This is a genomic window from Pseudomonas putida (assembly GCF_004357765.1).
Taxonomy (GTDB): Bacteria; Pseudomonadota; Gammaproteobacteria; order Pseudomonadales; family Pseudomonadaceae; genus Aquipseudomonas; species Aquipseudomonas putida_U.
Window position 1 is genome coordinate 38,729 of record NZ_SMTE01000017.1, and the last position, 17,269, is coordinate 55,997.

Consider the following 17,269-nt stretch of genomic DNA (forward strand, 5'->3'; position numbering starts at 1 on the left):
ACAATAGGGTCATAGAGCTCGCCTTATATTCGGTTTGTCGTCTGGAAGCCTTGATAATCAAGGGGTTCAGCACTCATTTGAAGGGCAGGGCTGATCTATTCAAATGAATGGCCTGGCACTTCAAATATATGCAAGGAGGCATGATGGCACTTTGCCTGACTATCACCAGTTATCACAAGATTACTCCCGGACAATGCCCGGAGAAGTTGCTGGAAGCCGGTGCCATCACTGTCGGGCGTTCGTCGGATAATGATTGGGTGCTGCCAGATCCGGAACGACTGGTATCAGCCAGGCATTGTGTGATTCAGTTCAAGGATGGGCGTTATTACTTGACCGATAACAGTACCAATGGTGTGGAGTTAGTGCGCGCCGGTATTCGCCTGCGCCGCGGCGCCAGTGAGCCGCTGATGGATGGCGAAGTTATTCGGATCGGCGAATACGAAATTCAGGCGCGCATCGACTCCGGTCTTTCCGCCAGCGTGGGCGGCGAACCCGAGGTCCACAGTTTCGAGGCGTTGATGGCAAATCAATCCTCGGCCTCGGCGGTGAGCAACCCGCCGATTTCCGGTGCGCCTGCGGCATTCCTCCAGGGGGCATCGAGTCACGATACGCTGCCCGACCTGTTCGATTTTCTTGGCCCTTCGAGCGTACCGCCAGTCAGCCAACCCGACCATGTCCCGGCCCAGCAACACGACTTCCGTCCGCCGACTCCGGTAGCGTCACCGACTCCGCCCGCGTCGGTGGCCGAGCCTGCCCCGGCGGGGAAGATTCCGGAAGACTGGAACCTGTTCGACACACCGCCCGCTCCAGTACAGGCACCGCCCCCGGCAGAGCCGCCTGCGCCAGTCGCACCAGCACCGCTGGCTCCGTCGCCTGAGCCGGTCGCACCTGCCGCTGCGCCACCCGCACCGAGCGCGACCGGCGATGCGTTGCTTCAAGCCTTTCTGCGCGGCGCCGGTATCGAACACCTGCGCATCGACGCTGCCGATGCCGCGGCACAGATGGAGGCCATCGGCCGCAGCTACCGCCTGATGGTCGAAGGTCTGATCGATGTGCTGCGTGCGCGTAGCAGCCTCAAAGGCGAATTCCGCATGCAGCAGACCACCATCGCCCCGGTGCAGAACAACCCCTTGAAATTTGCCCCAAACGCCGATGAAGCGTTGCTGCTGTTGCTGCGCCACGGCAACCAGGCGTTCATGGCGCCGGACCAGGCCGTGCGCGACAGCTTCGATGATGTGCGCGCGCACCAACTGGCCGTGATGGCCGGCGTGGAAGCGGCCATCAAGCATCTGCTCGGCCGATTCGAACCGGCCCGCCTGGAGCAGCGTCTGGCACCGGCAGGCGGGCTCGCCAAGCTGTTCGGAGGCTCGCGTCAGGCGCACTGCTGGCAACAGTTCACCGAACTCTATGGGCAGATTTCCCAAGAGGCCGAAGACGACTTCCAGGACCTGTTCGGTCGGGAATTCAGCCGTGCCTACGAGGCCCATAACAGCCGTTTGCGACGCTCCTGAGCGAGCGAAGGAAGATCACAGTACGTCATGAGGACGAGGATGAAAGCGACACGACTGATCGCCGCACTGACCCTGGTGCTGCTCAGTGCCTGCAGCAAGGACGCGCCCATCGCCGCCGACAGTGCGGCCAGCGGCTCTGCCGTCACCCTGTATTTCAGCGCTGCCGCCGGGCTCAATCCGGGCGCTGGCGGTACACCCGCGCCGGTTCGGGTGCGCCTATACGAGCTGAAGAACAGTGCAGCCTTTGCCCGCGCCGACTATTTCGCCCTGGCCGAGCGTGCCCAGGCGACCCTTGGCGCCGACCTGATCGATCAGGACGAAGTGCTGTTGCAGCCTGGCGAGCAATTGCGCCTGGAGCGTCCGCTCGACCCGGCCACCCGCCAGGTCGGTCTAGTGGTCGGCTATCGCGAGATCGACCAGGCCCTGTGGCGCAGCGTGCTGCCGGTGCCGCCCCGTGACTATCAGATCAGCCTCGATGTGCGTGCCGTGCGCAGCGCCGTGGCCACCCCACAACCTGAGCCTGTGCGCTAGGCAATCGGAGCCCCCATGTCCTGGAACAATCGCGTGGTCTGGTCGGAAGGCATGTTCATCACGACCCAGCACTTCCAACAGCATGACCGCTATCTTGAGCATTTCGTCGACGCCCGCAGCCGACCCTTGAGCGCTGCTGCCTGGGGCTTCTCGGAACTGCTGCTCGACCAGGGCCTGCTGGCCCAGGGCAAGCTGGCGATTCTCAGTGCCCGGGGCCTGTTGCCCGACGGCACGCCGTTCGATATCCCGCGCGACGACCTGCCGCCGGCGCCGCTGGAGGTGCCTGACGAGCTGCGCGACGGGGTGATCCACCTCGGCCTGCCGCTCAAACGAGCAGGCGCCCGCGATACCGTCGACGAGGGTGAAGCGCTCGCCGGTGCCCGCTACATCAGCCGGGTCAGTGAAGTGCGTGATGACAACGCCCCGTTCGAGAACCGCGCGCCATTGGCACTGGGCAGCCGCGCCCTGCGTCTGCTGCGCAGCGAAGATGGCCTCAGCGACTACGCCGCACTCGGCATGCTGCGCGTGCGAGAAAAGCGCGCCGATCGCGCTCTGGTGATCGATGACAGCTATATCCCACCGGTGCTCGACGTGGCCGCCAGCCAACAGTTGTCGAGCTTTTGCGGCGAGCTGCTGGGCCTGCTGCACCAGCGCGGCGAAGCGCTGGCGGGGCGGGTGGTGGCATCGGCCAATGGTGGGGCTTCGGAGATCGCCGACTTCATGTTGTTGCAGTTGGTCAACCGCGCCCAGCCACTGGTCGAGCACCTCAACCAGCTCAGTCCGCTGCACCCCGAACGGCTGTACAGCGAGCTGGTGGCACTGGCCGGCGAGTTCGCCACCTTCACCCGCGATGGTCGCCGCCCGCACAGTTTCCCGGTGTACCAGCACGACGATCTGGCCGCGACTTTCGCCCCGGTGATGGCGGCGCTGCGCGAGGCCCTCTCGACCCTGATCGACAGCAAGGCGGTGGCTATTCCCATCGTCGAGAAGGCCTACGGTATCCACGTCGGCATGCTCGCCGATCGCAGCCTGCTCGACAGCGCCAGTTTCATCCTCGTGGTCCGCGCCGATGTGCCCAGCGAGACCTTGCGCAGCCGTTTCGGTCAGCAAAGCAAGATTGGTTCGGTGGAACACATCCGCGACCTGGTCAACCTGCAGTTGCCGGGTATCGGCCTGCTGCCGTTGCCGGTGGCACCGCGGCAGATCCCATTCCACGCCGGCTCCACCTATTTCGAGCTCGACCGCGGCAGCGAGCACTGGAAACAGTTGCAGCATTCCGGCGGTTTCGCCTTCTACGTCGCCGGCGAGTTCCCCGGCCTGAGCCTGGCCTTCTGGGCCATTCGAGGATAAGCCGCGATGCACCCGGAAGATCCACAGGCAGACGACCGCACTCAGTTCATGCCGCGCCCCGGTGGCCGCGGCCCGCAATCTGCCGCCGCGGCCGCTGCGCAGGCGGCGCCTGCGGCGTCGTTACAGATGCCCGCCGAGCCCCTGGCACCTGGTCAGGGCGTGGGCCTTAATCCGCTCGAACAGGCGGCCGGGCCATTGCTGGCCTTGCTCACCCGTCTGCGCAACACCATCGCCCACCCGGCGCCGGCCAGCTTACGGGCGCAGTTGCTGGCCTATCTGCGCCAGTTCGAGGAACGCGCCGAAGCCGCCGGTGTGGCCCGCAACGAAGTGTTGCTGGCGCGCTACGCGCTGTGCACCGCCCTGGACGAAGCGGTCCTCAGCACGCCCTGGGGCAGTGCCAGCGACTGGGGCCGGCAGAGCCTGTTGATCACCGTGCACAACGAGGCCTGGGGGGGCGAGAAAGTGTTCCAGTTGATGGAGCATTGTCTACAGAGCCCCCGTGAGCGCCTTAACCTGCTGGAGTTGCTGTACCTGTGCACCAGCCTCGGTTTCGAAGGCCGCTACCGGGTCATGAACGATGGCCGCGCCCAGCTCGAAGCCTTGCGCGAGCGGACTGCCGCGGCCATCCGCAGCGCCCGCGGCGAACGCGAGCGGGAACTGTCGCCGCACTGGCGCGGGGTGACCGTCAGCCGTGATCGTCTGGCCCAGTTCGTACCGCCCTGGGTGGGCCTGGCCGTGGCCCTGGCATTGCTGCTGCTGGTGCTGTTCGGCCTGCGCCTGAAGCTGGCCGCCGATGCCGAGCCGGTGTTTCGTGGCATCCACGCCCTGGGCGAGATCCCGGTGCAGGCCATGGACCGACCGGTGGTGCAACCCAAACCGGTGGAGCGCCCGCGCCTGGCTGGGTTCCTGGCCGACGACATCAAGGCCGGTCGGGTGGCCGTGGAAGACGCGGTGGACCGGTCGGTGGTGACCATCCGTGGCGACGAACTGTTCGCCAGTGCCAGCGCCAGTATCAAGGGTGACTTCCAACCCCTGCTGCTACGCATCGCCGAGGCGGTGGCCAAGGTCAAGGGCAACGTCCGGGTCACCGGGCACAGCGACAACCAACGCATCGCCACCTTGCGCTTCCCGTCCAACTGGGCGCTGTCCCAGGCACGGGCCGAAGAGGTCAAGGCCATGCTCGTCGCGCGTACCGGCCAACCCGATCGCTTCAGCGCCCAAGGGCTGAGCGATACCGAGCCGCTGGCGTCGAACGCCACTGCGCAGGGTCGGGCGAAGAATCGCCGCGTTGAAATCACCGTTCTGGCGGAGGGCGTCGAGTGAAGGCGTTGTTCAGTTTTGTCGTTCGCTGGGTGGTCCCGTTGCTGGGGTTGATCGCCCTGAGCCTGATCATCTGGTTCGTCGGGCCTTTGCTGGATGTACTGGCGCCGGCTGCCCCGCGTTGGGCGTTGATCGTCCTGCTGTTCGCCGCCTGGATCGGCTATCGCACCTGGCGTATCGTCCAGGCACGCCGCCAGGCCGCCAAGGTAATGCAAAGCCTGGCGGCGGAAACTGCCCCGGATCCTGCCAGCGTGGCGACCGCCGAAGAACTGGCGACCCTGCGCCAGCGCATGGACGAAGCCCTGGCGCTGCTCAAGAAAGCCCGCCTCGGCGGCGACGAGCGGCGTAACCTGTACGAACTGCCGTGGTACGTGATCATCGGCCCACCTGGCTCCGGCAAGACCACCGCGCTGGTCAACTCCGGCCTGCACTTCCCGCTGGCCGCGCAACTGGGCGAGGGCGCCATCCGTGGCGTAGGCGGCACGCGCAACTGCGACTGGTGGTTCACCGACCAGGCCGTGCTGCTCGACACCGCGGGTCGCTACACCACTCAGGACAGCCACGCCCAGGTCGACAAGGCCGCCTGGCTGGGCTTTCTCGACCTGCTCAAGACTCAGCGTGCACGCCGGCCGATCGACGGTGCGTTCATCGCCATCAGCCTGTCCGACCTGCTGCTCGGCAGCGAGGCCGAGCGCGCCGCCCATGCCGCAGCCATCCGCGCGCGGATCCAGGAACTGTACAGCCAGCTAGGCGTGCGCTTCCCGGTATACCTGATGCTGACCAAACTCGATCTGGTACCGGGCTTCATGGAGTTCTTCGACAACCTGGGCAAGGACGAGCGCGCCCAGGTGTGGGGCATGACCTTCCCGCTGGACACCGTGGAGCAGGGTGGCGACGGCCCGCTGGCACAATTCGGGCGCGAGTTCGGGCTGCTCGAACAGCGCCTCGGCGAGCGTCTGGTCGAGCGTCTGCAACAAGAGCGCGACCCGGCCCGGCGCGATCTGATCTACGGCTTCGTGCAACAGTTCGCCGCGTTGCGCGGCAACCTCACGCAGTTCCTCGACGGTGTCTTCAAACCCAACGCTTTCGAGGAGCGCGCGCTGCTGCGCGGTGTGTATTTCACCAGCGGCACCCAGGAAGGCAGCCCCATCGACCGGCTGATCGGCAGCATGGCACAGAGCATGGGCCTGGACCGCGCTCACCTGGCACGACAAAGCGGCAGCGGCCGCAGCTACTTCATCGAGAAGCTGTTCAGCGCGGTGGCCTTCGCCGAGCGTGGCCTGGTCGGCAGCAACCCCAAGGTGGAGCGGCGGCGCAAGTGGATCGCCCGCGGCGCCTTGGCCTTGAGCGTAGCGCTGGTCGTACTGGTGGGCACCTTATGGACCCTCAGCTACCGCGCCAACCAGCAGTACATCGCCGATGTCGACAGCCGCTTGCAGCCGCTGGGCAAGCGCGTGCAGGCGCTGAGTCCGGCCCAGCGCAGCGTGGTCGACGTGCTGCCGCTGCTCAACGCCGTGCGCCGCCTGACCGATGATCCGCCTGGCTGGGCCGAAGGGCTGGGCCTGTACCAGGGCGACATGCTCGAAAGCGAATCCCAGAGCCTGTACCGCAAGCTGCTGATCGCCATCTTCGCCCCGCGCCTGGTGACCCGCATCGAGGAGCAGTTGTATGCCGGCGGTCCCTCCGACTACCTCTACGAAGGCCTCAAGGCTTACCTGATGCTGGCCGATGGCGAACATTACGACCCCGAGTTCCTCAAGGCCTGGATCACCCTCGACTGGGAGCGCCAGCTACCCCGCGACCTTGCCCCCGATCTGCGCCAGGCCCTGGAGCAGCACCTGACGGCGCTGTTCGACAAACGCCCGCCGAATGCGCGGCTGGACCAGCGTCTGATCGACGACACCCGTCGCCAACTGCAGCAGTTGCCGGTGGCCCAGCGTGTGTATGACCGGGTCAAGCGTCAGAAGCTGCCTGTCGGTGTCAGCGACTTCCGCGTCAGCGAGGCGGCAGGCCGCGATGCTGCGCTGGTGTTCCGTTTCAAGAACGGCAAACCACTCAGCGACCCGCTGCCTGGACTGTTCACCGTCGAGGGCTACCGCAAGGCATTTCTTGCTGCCAGCCTGGCGCAGAGCACCACCCTTGCCGAGGAGCGTTGGGTACTGGGGCGCACACCCAGCGAGGCGGGCGACGCCAAGCGCCTGGCCGACGACGTGCAGCAGCTCTACTATCAGGACTACATCCGCCACTGGGATGCCTTGCTCGACGATCTGGATTTCGTGCCGATCACCAGTGTCGGCCAGGCGGCCGATGTGTTGCGGGTGCTGTCGGGGCCGACCTCGCCGATGAAGCAACTGCTGCAGGCCGTGGCCCATGAGACCGACCTCAGCCAGCCGACTGCCCTCGACAAGGTCAAGGACAAGGCCGAGCAAGCAGGTGTCGATCAACTGCGCCAACGCTTGGGTGGGTTGCTGGGCGAAGCGCCGCTGCCCAGCGATAACCCCGCCGCCAAGGCGCTGGACCCGGTGACCTCACACTTCGCCGAACTGGCCGCGCTGGTCGACACCGGCGAAGGTCAGCCAGCGGCCATCGATGGCTTGCTCACCGACCTCAACGCGCTCTACGTGCAGGTCAGCGCCATGGTCGGCGCCAGCGGCGATGCCTTGCTCGGCGAAGCCAAGAACCAGGCGCAGGCGGCGGCGCAACGTGTCGCCCTGGGCGCGGCACGCCAGCCCAAGGTGGTGCAGAACCTGGTCAGCTCGGTGCTCGGCTCGACCCACAGCATCGTCATGGGCGGGGTGCGCAATCAGCTCAATGCCGCCTGGTCGAGCGAGGTGGTCAACGTCTACCGCCAATCGCTCAGCGGCCGCTACCCGATGGTGGTCGGCAGCTCGCGTGACGCCACCCTGGAAGACTTCGGCCAGTTCTTCGGCGTCGGCGGGGTGATGGACAACTACTTCCGCAAGTACCTGCAGCCCTACGTCAACACCTCCAGCACACCCTGGAGCTGGCAGCCGGGCGCGGCGCAGAAGCTCGGGATCAACAGCGGCGTGCTGCATACCTTCCAGCGCGCGGCGACCATCCGCGATGCCTTCTTCCGCAGCGGCAGTGGCCTGCAGCCGGGAGTGCGCTTCGAGCTCAAACCGGTGGCGATGGATGCGAGCATCACCCAGTTCCTGCTCGATCTCGATGGTCAGCAGGTCAGCTACGACCACGGCCCAAGCCGCCCAGTGGCACTGCAGTGGCCCAATCCCAACAGTATCGGCGTGGTCCGCCTGTCGATATCGCCACCCTCGGCCAGTGGCCGTTCGGGGCTGACCATGGAAGGGCCGTGGGCGTGGTTCCGCCTGCTCGATCAGTCCGATCTGGTGGCCGGCAGCTCGCCGGAGCGCTTCAACCTGCGCTTGCGCGTGGATGGCGCCAGCGTTTCCTACGAGCTGCGTGCCAGCAGCGCCTTCAACCCGTTCCGCAGCCGAGTGGTCAGCGGTTTCAGCCTGCCGGAGCATTTGTGAACGACGTGGGTTTCTACGGAAAACTGGCCTGCCGCGGCGACTTCGTCAGTCGCAGCCTGCCGCAGACCTTCATCCAGCCCTGGGACCAGTGGCTGGCCGCCGGTATCCAGGCCAGCCAGCAGGCACTGGGCGAGCAGTGGCTGCAGGCTTACCTGGTCAGCCCGCTGTGGCGCTTTGCCCTGGCTCCGGGTGTGTGCGGCACCGATGCGGTGGTGGGTGTGCTGATGCCGAGCATCGACCGGGTCGGGCGGTACTTTCCGCTGACCGTGGCCCAGGTACTGGAGCCTGGAGCGTCTGTGGCGGGTGTGGTCGGCGCGGCCGACGACTGGTTCGAAGGCGTTGAACGGGCCTTGTTGGGCACGCTCGAGGCTGACGCGGCGTTCGAGGACTTCGAGGCGGCCTTGCAGCCTTTTCACGGCTCAAGGCCGCTGCCAGCGGGTCCGCGCATGACCGTGGCGGGGTTGCAGCACCTGGATGCGGTTACGCCGCAGGACAGGACTACGGCCTTGGCCGAATGCGCCTGCGAAGGCATGAGCCTGTGGTGGGGGGATGGCAGCGAGCGCATCGAACCGGGGCTGATACGCAGCCGGGGGCTGCCGCGTAGCGACCAGTTCGCCGCCTTTTTGCTCGGCAGCGAGGGCGGCCCTGCATGAGCGGCATGCACTACAGCGCGGCGAGCTACAGCCATGTCGGCATGGTGCGCAAGATCAACGAAGACGCCTGCCTGGAACTGACCTGGGATGGCCTGTGGGCGGTCGCCGATGGCATGGGCGGGCATGCCGCCGGTGACTACGTGAGCAGTCTGGCGGTGGACAGCCTGCGGCAGTTGCCGATTGCCGAGGGCCTGGATGATTTCGCCGAGGCCGTGCGCGACACCTTGGGCCGGGTCAACCGTGCGGTGCGCGAGGAGACCGTGCGCCGTGGCGTGGCGATGATGGGCAGCACCGTGGTGGTGTTGGCCGCGCGCGGCGACCAGGCCATGGGCCTGTGGGCCGGCGACAGTCGCCTGTACCGCTTGCGCGGCGGTCGCATCGAGCGCCTGTCCCACGACCACAGCTACGTCCAGGAACTGCAGGACAGCGGCCTGCTCAACGAGGCCGAAGCCCGCGTACACCCACGCGGCAACATCGTCACCCGCGCCATCGGTGTCCAGGATCGCCTCGAACTACAGGCCGTCAGCGTGCAGGTACAGCCCGGCGACACCTACCTGCTGTGCAGCGATGGCCTGAACAAGACCGCCGAGGACCACGAGATCGCCGACGTGCTCGGCCACGCCGACCCCTACCAGGTGGTGCGCAGCCTGGTGCACCTGGGGCTGACCCGTGGTGCCCCGGACAACATCACCGCCGTGGTGGTGAAGGCCAATTGAAGAGCACCCAGACCATGCAGATTCCCGGATACGACATCGACAGCGAGATTGGCCAGGGCGCCATGGCCAGCGTCTACCTGGCCACTCAACGCTCGCTGCAGCGCAAGGTGGCGCTGAAGGTCATGGCCGCCAGCCTGGCCGCCGATCCCACCTTCTGCGAACGCTTCCTGCGCGAAGGGCGCACCCTGGCGCGGCTGTCGCACCCGCACATCGCCACCATCCACGACATCGGTAACGTCGGCGAGCTGTACTACATGGCCATGGAATACCTGCCCAACGGCACGCTCAAAGAGCGCATCGAAGCAGGCCTTTCACCGCAGCAGGGACTGCTGTACGTGCGCCAGATCGCCCAGGCGCTGGGCTATGCCCACGCCCAGGACCTGGTGCACCGCGATGTCAAGCCGGCCAACATCCTGTTCCGCGCCGACGGCACCGCCGTGCTCTCGGACTTCGGCATCGCCAAATCCCTGGATGACCGCACCCAGTTCACCCAGGCCGGCTTCGCCGTGGGCACACCCAGCTACATGAGCCCCGAACAAGCCCGGGGCATGGACATCGACGGACGTGCCGACCTGTATGCGCTCGGCGTGGTGCTGTACGAAATCCTCGTCGGCGAACTGCCGTACCGGGGCACCGATGCACTGTCGACGGCGTTGGCGCACCTGACCGAGCCACTGCCGGAACTGCCCATCGAACATGGTCGATACCGGGAGATCTTGCGCGGACTGCTGGCCAAGGACCCAGCCGAGCGCTTTGCCGATGCCGCGGCGCTGTTGGCCGCGCTCGACCGCTTGCCCGCCGACGACCATGACAGCACGGTGATCCGACCACTGCCGGTGGTCGAGCCGGTGAAGGGCGATCTGGGCGGACTGACGCCAGTTTCCATCGAAATTCCACAGGCCGCACCGGCGCCTGAGCCGCCACCGGGCAAACCCGAGCCCCGTGTGGAGCCGCCACAGCCCAAGCCGGCCACTTCCGTCACCTCTGGTTCGGGCAATCCGGCCAAGGCTGTGTTGGCGGTGGCCATCGCGGCGGCGTTGGGCCTGGGCGGGACCTTCTTCTGGCTGCTCGGCAGCCGTGACGAGTCGGCCGAACCTGCGCCCGAGATCCACGCTTCGAGCGAGCCTGTCGCAGCGCCCACGCCGCCGCCTGCGGTCAGCGAAGATGGCCGGCCGCTGTTGATGCCTGGCAAGAAGACCCTGTTCCAGCGCGTGCTGAGCAAGCCCGAGGCACAGTTGCTGGTCCAGCCTGGCGACGCCTCGGGTGAGCCACTGCCGGCGTTTTCGGTGCTGTACGTGTATCAGCGCAAGGTCATCGATGGTCAGCAGTGGCTGGAGGTCGGAGCCTCCAGCGATGGCCAGCGCGACGGTTGGCTGCAAGCGGCGCAGACCAGCGACTGGAAGCAAAGCCTGGTGCTGAAGTTCACCGAACGTTCGGGCCGCTCGCCGGTGATGTTCATGCGTCAGGCCGACGACCTGCAGCAGTTGCTCGACGACACCGGCAAGGCCCGTGCCGACCTGCTCAAGGTCCAGAACCAGCCCGATCAGGTGCCCCAGGTACTGGCCCTGGAGCCGGCGGCCAGCGCGGTGCCGCAGAACCAGTTCTACCTGATGCCGATCTTCGATTACCGCGAGAGCTTCGACGCCGACGGGCAGCCGGTGCAACTGCTCAACGTCGCCTCCATCGACCCCGGTGCCAGCGCCCGTGACAGCGCGCCCAAGGCTGCAGGTGCGGCGCTGGCGGCAGCGGACAACAGCTTCCGCACCGGCATCGTGCTGGTGGTCGACACCTCGGTGTCGATGCAGCCGTACATCGACCGCGTGCGCCAGGTGGTCAGCGAACTGCAGCAGCAACTCGCGGCCCGTGGCGAGCTGGACAGCGTCAGTTTCGGCTTGGTGGGCTTTCGCAACAGCGTCAAGCGCACTCCGGGCTTGGACTACCTGAGCAAGACCCTGGTCAGTCTGGAGGAGGGGCGCGATCCGGCGCGCTTCCTCAAGGCCGCTGCGCAGGTCAAGGCCACCAGCGTGTCCAGCCATTCATTCAACGAAGATGCCTTCGCCGGGGTGATGCAGGCGGTGGAGGGCATGGACTGGTCCGGCTATGGCGGGCGCATCGTCCTGCTGGTCAGCGATGCCGGCGCCCTGCGCAAGAACGATCCATACAGCAGCACCCAGATGAACGAGGCCGAGGTGCGCCAGGCCGCGTTGAGCAAGCAGATCAAGATCTACGCCCTGCACTTGCGTACCCCTGCGGGGGCGAAGAACCATGCCTCGGCCGAGAGCCAGTACCGGGTGCTCACTGCCGACAGCAACCCGCAGATCGGCGACCTGTACGTGGGCGTCCCAGGCGGTGATGTCGGCGCCTTTGGCGAGCGTGTACGCGAGATCGGCTCGACCTTCGCCGAGTTGGTGCACCAGGTGCGCGAGCAGCAGCCCCAGGCAGTGCCGCAACTGAGCGCGGGCGCGAGCCTGGCGGCCAAGTCCCAGGCCATCGGCTACGCCATGCACATGGACTTTCTCGGTCGTCACAGCGCCAGCCAGGCGCCACAGTTGGTCAGCGCCTGGGCCGCTGATCGCGACCTGACCAATCCAGCGCTGCCGAGCCTGCAGGTATGCGTGATGCTGACCAAGCTGCAGCTCAACGATCTGCAGCAATCACTGAAGCTGATCGTCGATGCTGCGCGCAAGACCCGCAGCTCGCCGGGCGACTTCTTCAACGAGATCGCCAGCGCCAGTGCCTACATGAGCCGTGACCCCGGCGCCTTGCGCAAAGGTGCCAACCTCGCCCAGGGCGGCGTGTTGGGCGAATACCTCGAAGGCCTGCCATACCGCAGCAAGTCCCTGAGCATGACCCAGGACCTGTGGCTGTCGCTGTCGGTGGCCGAGCAGGAGGATTTCATCGACGAGCTCGAGTCGAAGATCCGCCTGTACGAGACCTTCCACAACGATATGGCCAACTGGGTGCGCTTCGGCAAGGCCGAGCCGGGCGATGCCTTGTACCGTGTCCCGTTGTCGACGCTGCCATGATGATCAGCCTGAACGGGGTGCGCAAGACACGCGGGCAGGGTGCCCAGCGCTACAGCCTGCAGGTCGATAGCCTCGAGTTGGCGGTGGGTGCGCGGGTGGCCTTGGTCGGCCCCAGCGGCTGTGGCAAGAGCACCTTGCTCGACCTGCTGGCGCTGGTGCTGGCCCCCGACATCGCCGAGGGCTTCATGCTCGGCAACGCCGATGTCGCGGGCCTCTGGCGTCAGCGCCGCCTCGACCGGCTTGCCGCGCTGCGCAGTCGGCAGCTGGGCTATGTGCTGCAGGCAGGCGGGCTGCTGGGCTTTCTCGATGTGCGCGGCAATATCCGCCTGCCCCGGCAACTGCTGGGCCTGGGCGAAGACGGCAGCGTCGAGCGCCTGGCCGAAGCGCTGGATGTGCACGATCAGTTGTCCAAGAAACCCGCCGCGCTGTCCCTTGGCCAACGCCAGCGAGTCAGTTGCGCCCGGGCCCTGGCCCATGCACCGGCGCTGCTGCTGGCCGACGAACCCACGGCGGCGCTGGACCCGGTGAATGCCGAGCGGGTCATGCAGTTGTTGTTGCGTGAGGCGCAGGCTCGCCAGGTAACCTGCGTGGTCGCCACCCACGACGAAGCGCTGGCCCGCGCAGCCGGGTTGAATGTGTTGCGCATGGCCTGCCGGCGCGATGCCGACGGCGGTGTCACCGCCACCTTGGAGCAGGCCGCCTGATGCGCCCGTGGCTGATCGCCGGGCTGGCCTGGCAGGATTATCGCAACGATGCGCGGCTGTCGGCGTGCAGCGTGTTGGCGTTGGTGGCGGTGATCGCGCCGCTGCTGGTGCTGTTTGGGCTCAAGTTCGGCCTGGTCGGCAGCCTGACCGAGCGACTGCAACGGGACCCGGCCGTACGCGAGATCATCCCCCTTGGCGGCGGGCGTTATCGCGCTGACTTCATCCAGCAATTGGCCCAGCGCCCCGACGTGGCGTTCGCCATCCCCCGGACCCGGCAGATCGCCGCCACCGCCGAGCTGTTGCTGCCCGCTCAGGGGCGCGCGGTGACCGTCGAAATGATCCCCACCGCTGCTGGCGACCCGCTGTTGCAGCAGGTGTCGCCAGCGCAGGGCCTGCAGCAGGTGGTGCTGAGCTTCACTGCTGCCGAGAAGCTTGGCGCCCAGGTCGGCGATGAACTGCAGGCCAGTTTCAGCCGCCAGCAGGCCGGCCAGGTGCAATGGCGCCAGCTGCCGCTGCAGGTGAGCGCCGTGCTGCCGCTGGCGGCGTTCGAGCGCGACGGGTTGTTCGCCTCGCTGGGTCTGCTCGAGGCCGTCGAAGACTACCGCGACGGGCGCGCCGTGCCTGCGTTGGGCTGGCCGGGCGAGACGCCAGGCAGCGACGCCCAGCGGGTGTATCCGGCGTTTCGCCTGTATGCCCGCGAGCTTGCCGACGTCGAGCCGCTGCGCGAATACTTCGCCGCACGCAATTGGCTGGTGTCGACCCAGGCCGCGCAGATCGCCCAGGTGCAGACCCTCAGCCGCAACCTTGACCTGGTGTTCTGGATCATCACCGGCCTCGCCGTGGCCGGCGCCGTGGCGGCCATCGCTGCAGGCGCGGTGGCGGCGGTGCAGCGCAAGCAACGCGAGCTGGCAGTGTTGCGCCTGCTGGGCTTCGGCACGGTCGCGCTGCTGCTGTTCGTGGTGCTGCAGGCGCTGTACAGCGGCGTGCTGGCGGCAGCCGCTGCCGGGGGCCTGTATCTGTTGGCCGAGCACGGCCTCAACCGAATGTTCATGCAGGTGCCGGGCGAGTACGCCAGTCACCTGTTGCCGATGCACTTCCTCGTTGCGCTGTGTGCCGTGCTGCTGGCCAGCATGGCCGCTGCCGCCCTGGGCGGCTGGCGGGTGGCGCGCATCGATGCCAGCCAAGGAATCCGTGATGTCTGACCTTCGCCTCGGGGCCGTGGCCCTGTTCCTGTCCACCTTGAGCCTGGCGGCCTGCTCGCCGGGCGACGAACAGCCAGCCAAGCCTGACGCACCTGCCAGCGCCTCGGCGCAGCCGGTCGACAGCACCCGGTTGGACAACCCCAAACCGTTGCCGGGCGATGTCAGCCTGCCGCTGCCGTGCGGCGGCGAACTGGTGCTGCGCAGTGTCTACGTGCTGGCCCAAGGCAGCCTGGACGACCGCGAGGTCAATCTCGGCTACCCGTTCAGCGAAGGCGAGCCCGGCTACAAGCAATCATTCATCTCCGGCTACCGCCGCGACTTCATCAACGGCCAGTTCGCGCTGCAGGACCTGTCGCCCGGCTGGCAGAAGGCGGTCGCCCCGACCTTGCCCAAGCTCGATCAGGGTGGCCCGCTCAAGCCGATGATGTACTTCATCGGCAAATACGAAGTCACCGCGCGCCAATACGCCCAGGTCATGGCCCAGGCCCAGTCGTTGGCCAGCGGCGCAGCGGCGCCGGCCTGTGAGCCCGAGACCACGGCGGCGGGGCGCTTACCCAAGGTCAAGCTGTCGCGCTTCGAGGCCGAGCGCTTTGCCGCCGTGTACAGCGCTTGGTTGCTCAAGCACCACCGCGACCTGCTGCCGGTCAGTGGCCGTGGTAGCAAGTCCGAGGACGGCGGAGTCGGTTTCGTGCGCCTGCCCACCGAAGTGGAATGGGAGTTCGCCGCCCGCGGTGGTTCGGCCGTGAGCCGCCAGGAGCTGGAAGGGCGGTTGTTCCCGCGCAGGGTCGAGGGCAGCGACAGCGATGGGCCGCTGGGCGACTGGGCGGTGTACAACCAGGTGGCCGGCGGCACCGGCCAGGCTGCGCGCTTGATGCCGATTGGCACCAAGCTGCCGAACCCGCTGGGGCTGTTCGATGTGATCGGCAACGCCGCCGAGATGGTCCAGGAGTCTTTCCAGCTGGTACATGCCGGCAGGCTGCAAGGCGCCTATGGCGGCTTCGTGGTCAAGGGCGGCAACTACCTCGAAGGCGAGGGCACGCTGTTCACCGGCATGCGCCGCGAATACCCCTTGTTCGGCGCCGACGGCACCGAGCAGCGCAATGCGACCACCGGTTTCCGGGTCGCCATCGGTGCGCTGTCGGCACCGCGCTCGCGTTATCAGGAACTGTTCGAGCAATGGCAGAAAGAGGGCCGTCTGACCAGCCTGACCGACGACATCGACGCCGCCCAGGACCCGACCAAGCGCCTGGACAGCATCATCGCCGCCACTGTCGACCCGCGCCAGCAGGCCGAACTGGGCCTGGTCAACGAAGAGCTCAAGCGCAGCGTCTCGCTGATCGGCCGTCAGCGCGAGGAAGCTGCCGGCAACCTGATCCAGTCGGCCGCGTTGGTCGCCGAGACCATCAACAACTACAACATCCGCCTGACCAACCTGCGCAATACCCAGGCCGAGGCCAAGGCGCGTGGCGACCAGACCACGGTGCGCATGTACGCCGCCGCCATCGCCAACGGTCGCGCCGCCCTCGATGGTGCGGTGGCGATCTACATCGACAACCTGGCCAGCGGCACGCGCTACACCGATGCGGTGATTCAGGCGCAGTTCCAGCGGGTCAAGGAAGAGCTCAATCGCAAGCCGGTCCTGGGCAAGAGCCTGATGAACCGCGCCACCCTGTTCGTCCGCCACGTTGGGGAGTACCGCCAGAACCGGCGGGCCGACCCGGCGACGATCCTCAAGGAGCTCCTGGCGTCGGCCGCCGCGCGGCCTTCGTAGTGGTTTCTGGCTGTTGTAACCCCGGGGTGGCATGAGGCTCCCCGGTTCGATCCACCCACGTGAGAAAAGTGACATGTTCAAGACCTTCATCACGGCCTCCCAGGCCCGTTCCACCCTGCTGCTGGCGGCAGGCTTCAGTACCGTTCTGCTGGCTGGCTGCTCCAGCTCGCCGGTCTCCAAGGTCGGTGCCACGACCAAGGTCGAGTACTACCCGAGCTGCTACGAGCCGGTGCAGCACCTGCGCTCCACCGACGGTGACATGACCAAGTCGGTTGCCAGCGGCGCGGTCATCGGTGCGCTCGGCGGTGCCTTGACCGGCGCCTTGGTCGACAAGGAAAACCGTGGCCGCAACGCCGCCATCGGTGCAGCGGGTGGCGCCCTGGTCGGCGGCGCAGCCGGTTACTACACCGAGCGCCAGAAGCAGATCAGCGACGACAAGCAGCGTATCGCTTCGTACGCCACCGACATCGACAAGAGCGCTGCCGACCTCGACCGCACCACCGCCTACGCCAAGGCGTCGCAGAGCTGCTATCAGCGCGAGTTCAGCAGCCTGATCGAAGGCCGCAAGGCCAACCGCATCAACGACACCGAAGGACGCAAGCGCCTGGCCGAGATCGTCTCCGGCCTGCAGGAGTCGAACCAGCTGTTGGCCACCGTCAATGGCCGCGTCGCGGAAAACCTCGACAGTTACACCCAGGCTTACGAGCAAGACCTCAAGCAGGTGGGTGTAGCGCGTACCGAAGTGGCGAAGGTCGCCACCCCGACCAGCAAGACCAAGAAAGTGAGCAAGAGCGTGCCGCAAGAGGCCGTCGCCACCGAGAAGACCTTGCAGAAGGCCACCACCAAGAAGGCCGAGGCACAGCAGGTCGCCAATGCCGGTGTGGCCCAGGTCAACAAGATGTGCAACAGCCCCGACATGGGTGACTGGGCGCCGGTCCCTTGCCCGAACGTGTAAATCCACGCTTCGTTGCGCTCG

12 protein-coding genes are annotated in these 17,269 nt (G+C 66.8%); all 12 read left to right on the forward strand.

The features are described from left to right. Positions 1–143: 143 nt before the first annotated feature. On the forward strand, positions 144–1,511 hold the full coding sequence (gene tagH / locus E2H86_RS22460) for a type VI secretion system-associated FHA domain protein TagH (RefSeq protein ID WP_133331718.1): 1,368 nt from the start codon (positions 144–146) through the stop codon (positions 1,509–1,511). Between the two features lie 39 nt (positions 1,512–1,550). Further along, positions 1,551–2,042, forward strand: a complete 492-nt coding sequence (tssJ, locus tag E2H86_RS22465) for a type VI secretion system lipoprotein TssJ (protein ID WP_133331719.1) — start codon at positions 1,551–1,553, stop codon at positions 2,040–2,042. A 15-nt stretch (positions 2,043–2,057) separates the two neighbouring features. Next, positions 2,058–3,392, forward strand: a complete 1,335-nt coding sequence (gene tssK, locus E2H86_RS22470; RefSeq protein WP_133331720.1) for a type VI secretion system baseplate subunit TssK — start codon at positions 2,058–2,060, stop codon at positions 3,390–3,392. 6 nt (positions 3,393–3,398) lie between these two features. Continuing rightward, positions 3,399–4,715, forward strand: coding sequence for a DotU family type VI secretion system protein (locus E2H86_RS22475; RefSeq protein ID WP_133331721.1), 1,317 nt, complete (start codon positions 3,399–3,401; stop codon positions 4,713–4,715). Continuing rightward, the gene (tssM, locus tag E2H86_RS22480) at positions 4,712–8,221 is read left to right on the forward strand and encodes a type VI secretion system membrane subunit TssM (RefSeq protein WP_133331722.1); all 3,510 of its coding nucleotides are present in this window, start codon (positions 4,712–4,714) and stop codon (positions 8,219–8,221) included. The genes E2H86_RS22475 and tssM overlap by 4 nt, the downstream gene beginning before the upstream one ends. Continuing rightward, entirely contained in the window at positions 8,218–8,874 is a 657-nt protein-coding gene (gene tagF / locus E2H86_RS22485) for a type VI secretion system-associated protein TagF (RefSeq protein ID WP_133331723.1), read from the forward strand. The genes tssM and tagF overlap by 4 nt, the downstream gene beginning before the upstream one ends. Continuing rightward, positions 8,871–9,590 carry a PP2C family protein-serine/threonine phosphatase gene (locus tag E2H86_RS22490; protein ID WP_133331724.1) on the forward strand — a complete coding sequence of 240 codons (720 nt, stop codon included), beginning with the start codon at positions 8,871–8,873 and terminating at the stop codon, positions 9,588–9,590. Before tagF ends, E2H86_RS22490 begins: the two co-directional genes overlap by 4 nt. A gap of 14 nt (positions 9,591–9,604) precedes the next feature. Then, on the forward strand, positions 9,605–12,616 hold the full coding sequence (locus E2H86_RS22495; protein WP_133331725.1) for a serine/threonine-protein kinase: 3,012 nt from the start codon (positions 9,605–9,607) through the stop codon (positions 12,614–12,616). After that, positions 12,616–13,320, forward strand: a complete 705-nt coding sequence (locus E2H86_RS22500; protein ID WP_133331783.1) for an ATP-binding cassette domain-containing protein — start codon at positions 12,616–12,618, stop codon at positions 13,318–13,320. Before E2H86_RS22495 ends, E2H86_RS22500 begins: the two co-directional genes overlap by 1 nt. Then, positions 13,320–14,522: an FtsX-like permease family protein gene (locus tag E2H86_RS22505; protein ID WP_133331726.1), complete on the forward strand. Its 1,203-nt coding sequence runs from the start codon at positions 13,320–13,322 to the stop codon at positions 14,520–14,522. The genes E2H86_RS22500 and E2H86_RS22505 overlap by 1 nt, the downstream gene beginning before the upstream one ends. Next, entirely contained in the window at positions 14,515–16,293 is a 1,779-nt protein-coding gene (locus E2H86_RS22510; protein WP_133331727.1) for a formylglycine-generating enzyme family protein, read from the forward strand. The genes E2H86_RS22505 and E2H86_RS22510 overlap by 8 nt, the downstream gene beginning before the upstream one ends. A gap of 73 nt (positions 16,294–16,366) precedes the next feature. Beyond that, on the forward strand, positions 16,367–17,248 hold the full coding sequence (tagQ, locus tag E2H86_RS22515) for a type VI secretion system-associated lipoprotein TagQ (protein ID WP_133331728.1): 882 nt from the start codon (positions 16,367–16,369) through the stop codon (positions 17,246–17,248). The last annotated feature ends 21 nt before the right edge of the window (positions 17,249–17,269 follow it).

Bases quoted from the DNA above. Each gene is read 5' to 3' on its own strand.
- tagH (WP_133331718.1), top strand. From the start codon at position 144: ATGGCACTTTGCCTGACTATCACCAGTTATCACAAGATTACTCCCGGA.
- tssJ (WP_133331719.1), top strand. From the start codon at position 1,551: ATGAAAGCGACACGACTGATCGCCGCACTGACCCTGGTGCTGCTCAGT.
- tssK (WP_133331720.1), top strand. From the start codon at position 2,058: ATGTCCTGGAACAATCGCGTGGTCTGGTCGGAAGGCATGTTCATCACG.
- E2H86_RS22475 (WP_133331721.1), top strand. From the start codon at position 3,399: ATGCACCCGGAAGATCCACAGGCAGACGACCGCACTCAGTTCATGCCG.
- E2H86_RS22490 (WP_133331724.1), top strand. From the start codon at position 8,871: ATGAGCGGCATGCACTACAGCGCGGCGAGCTACAGCCATGTCGGCATG.
- E2H86_RS22495 (WP_133331725.1), top strand. From the start codon at position 9,605: ATGCAGATTCCCGGATACGACATCGACAGCGAGATTGGCCAGGGCGCC.
- E2H86_RS22500 (WP_133331783.1), top strand. From the start codon at position 12,616: ATGATCAGCCTGAACGGGGTGCGCAAGACACGCGGGCAGGGTGCCCAG.
- E2H86_RS22505 (WP_133331726.1), top strand. From the start codon at position 13,320: ATGCGCCCGTGGCTGATCGCCGGGCTGGCCTGGCAGGATTATCGCAAC.
- E2H86_RS22510 (WP_133331727.1), top strand. From the start codon at position 14,515: ATGTCTGACCTTCGCCTCGGGGCCGTGGCCCTGTTCCTGTCCACCTTG.
- tagQ (WP_133331728.1), top strand. From the start codon at position 16,367: ATGTTCAAGACCTTCATCACGGCCTCCCAGGCCCGTTCCACCCTGCTG.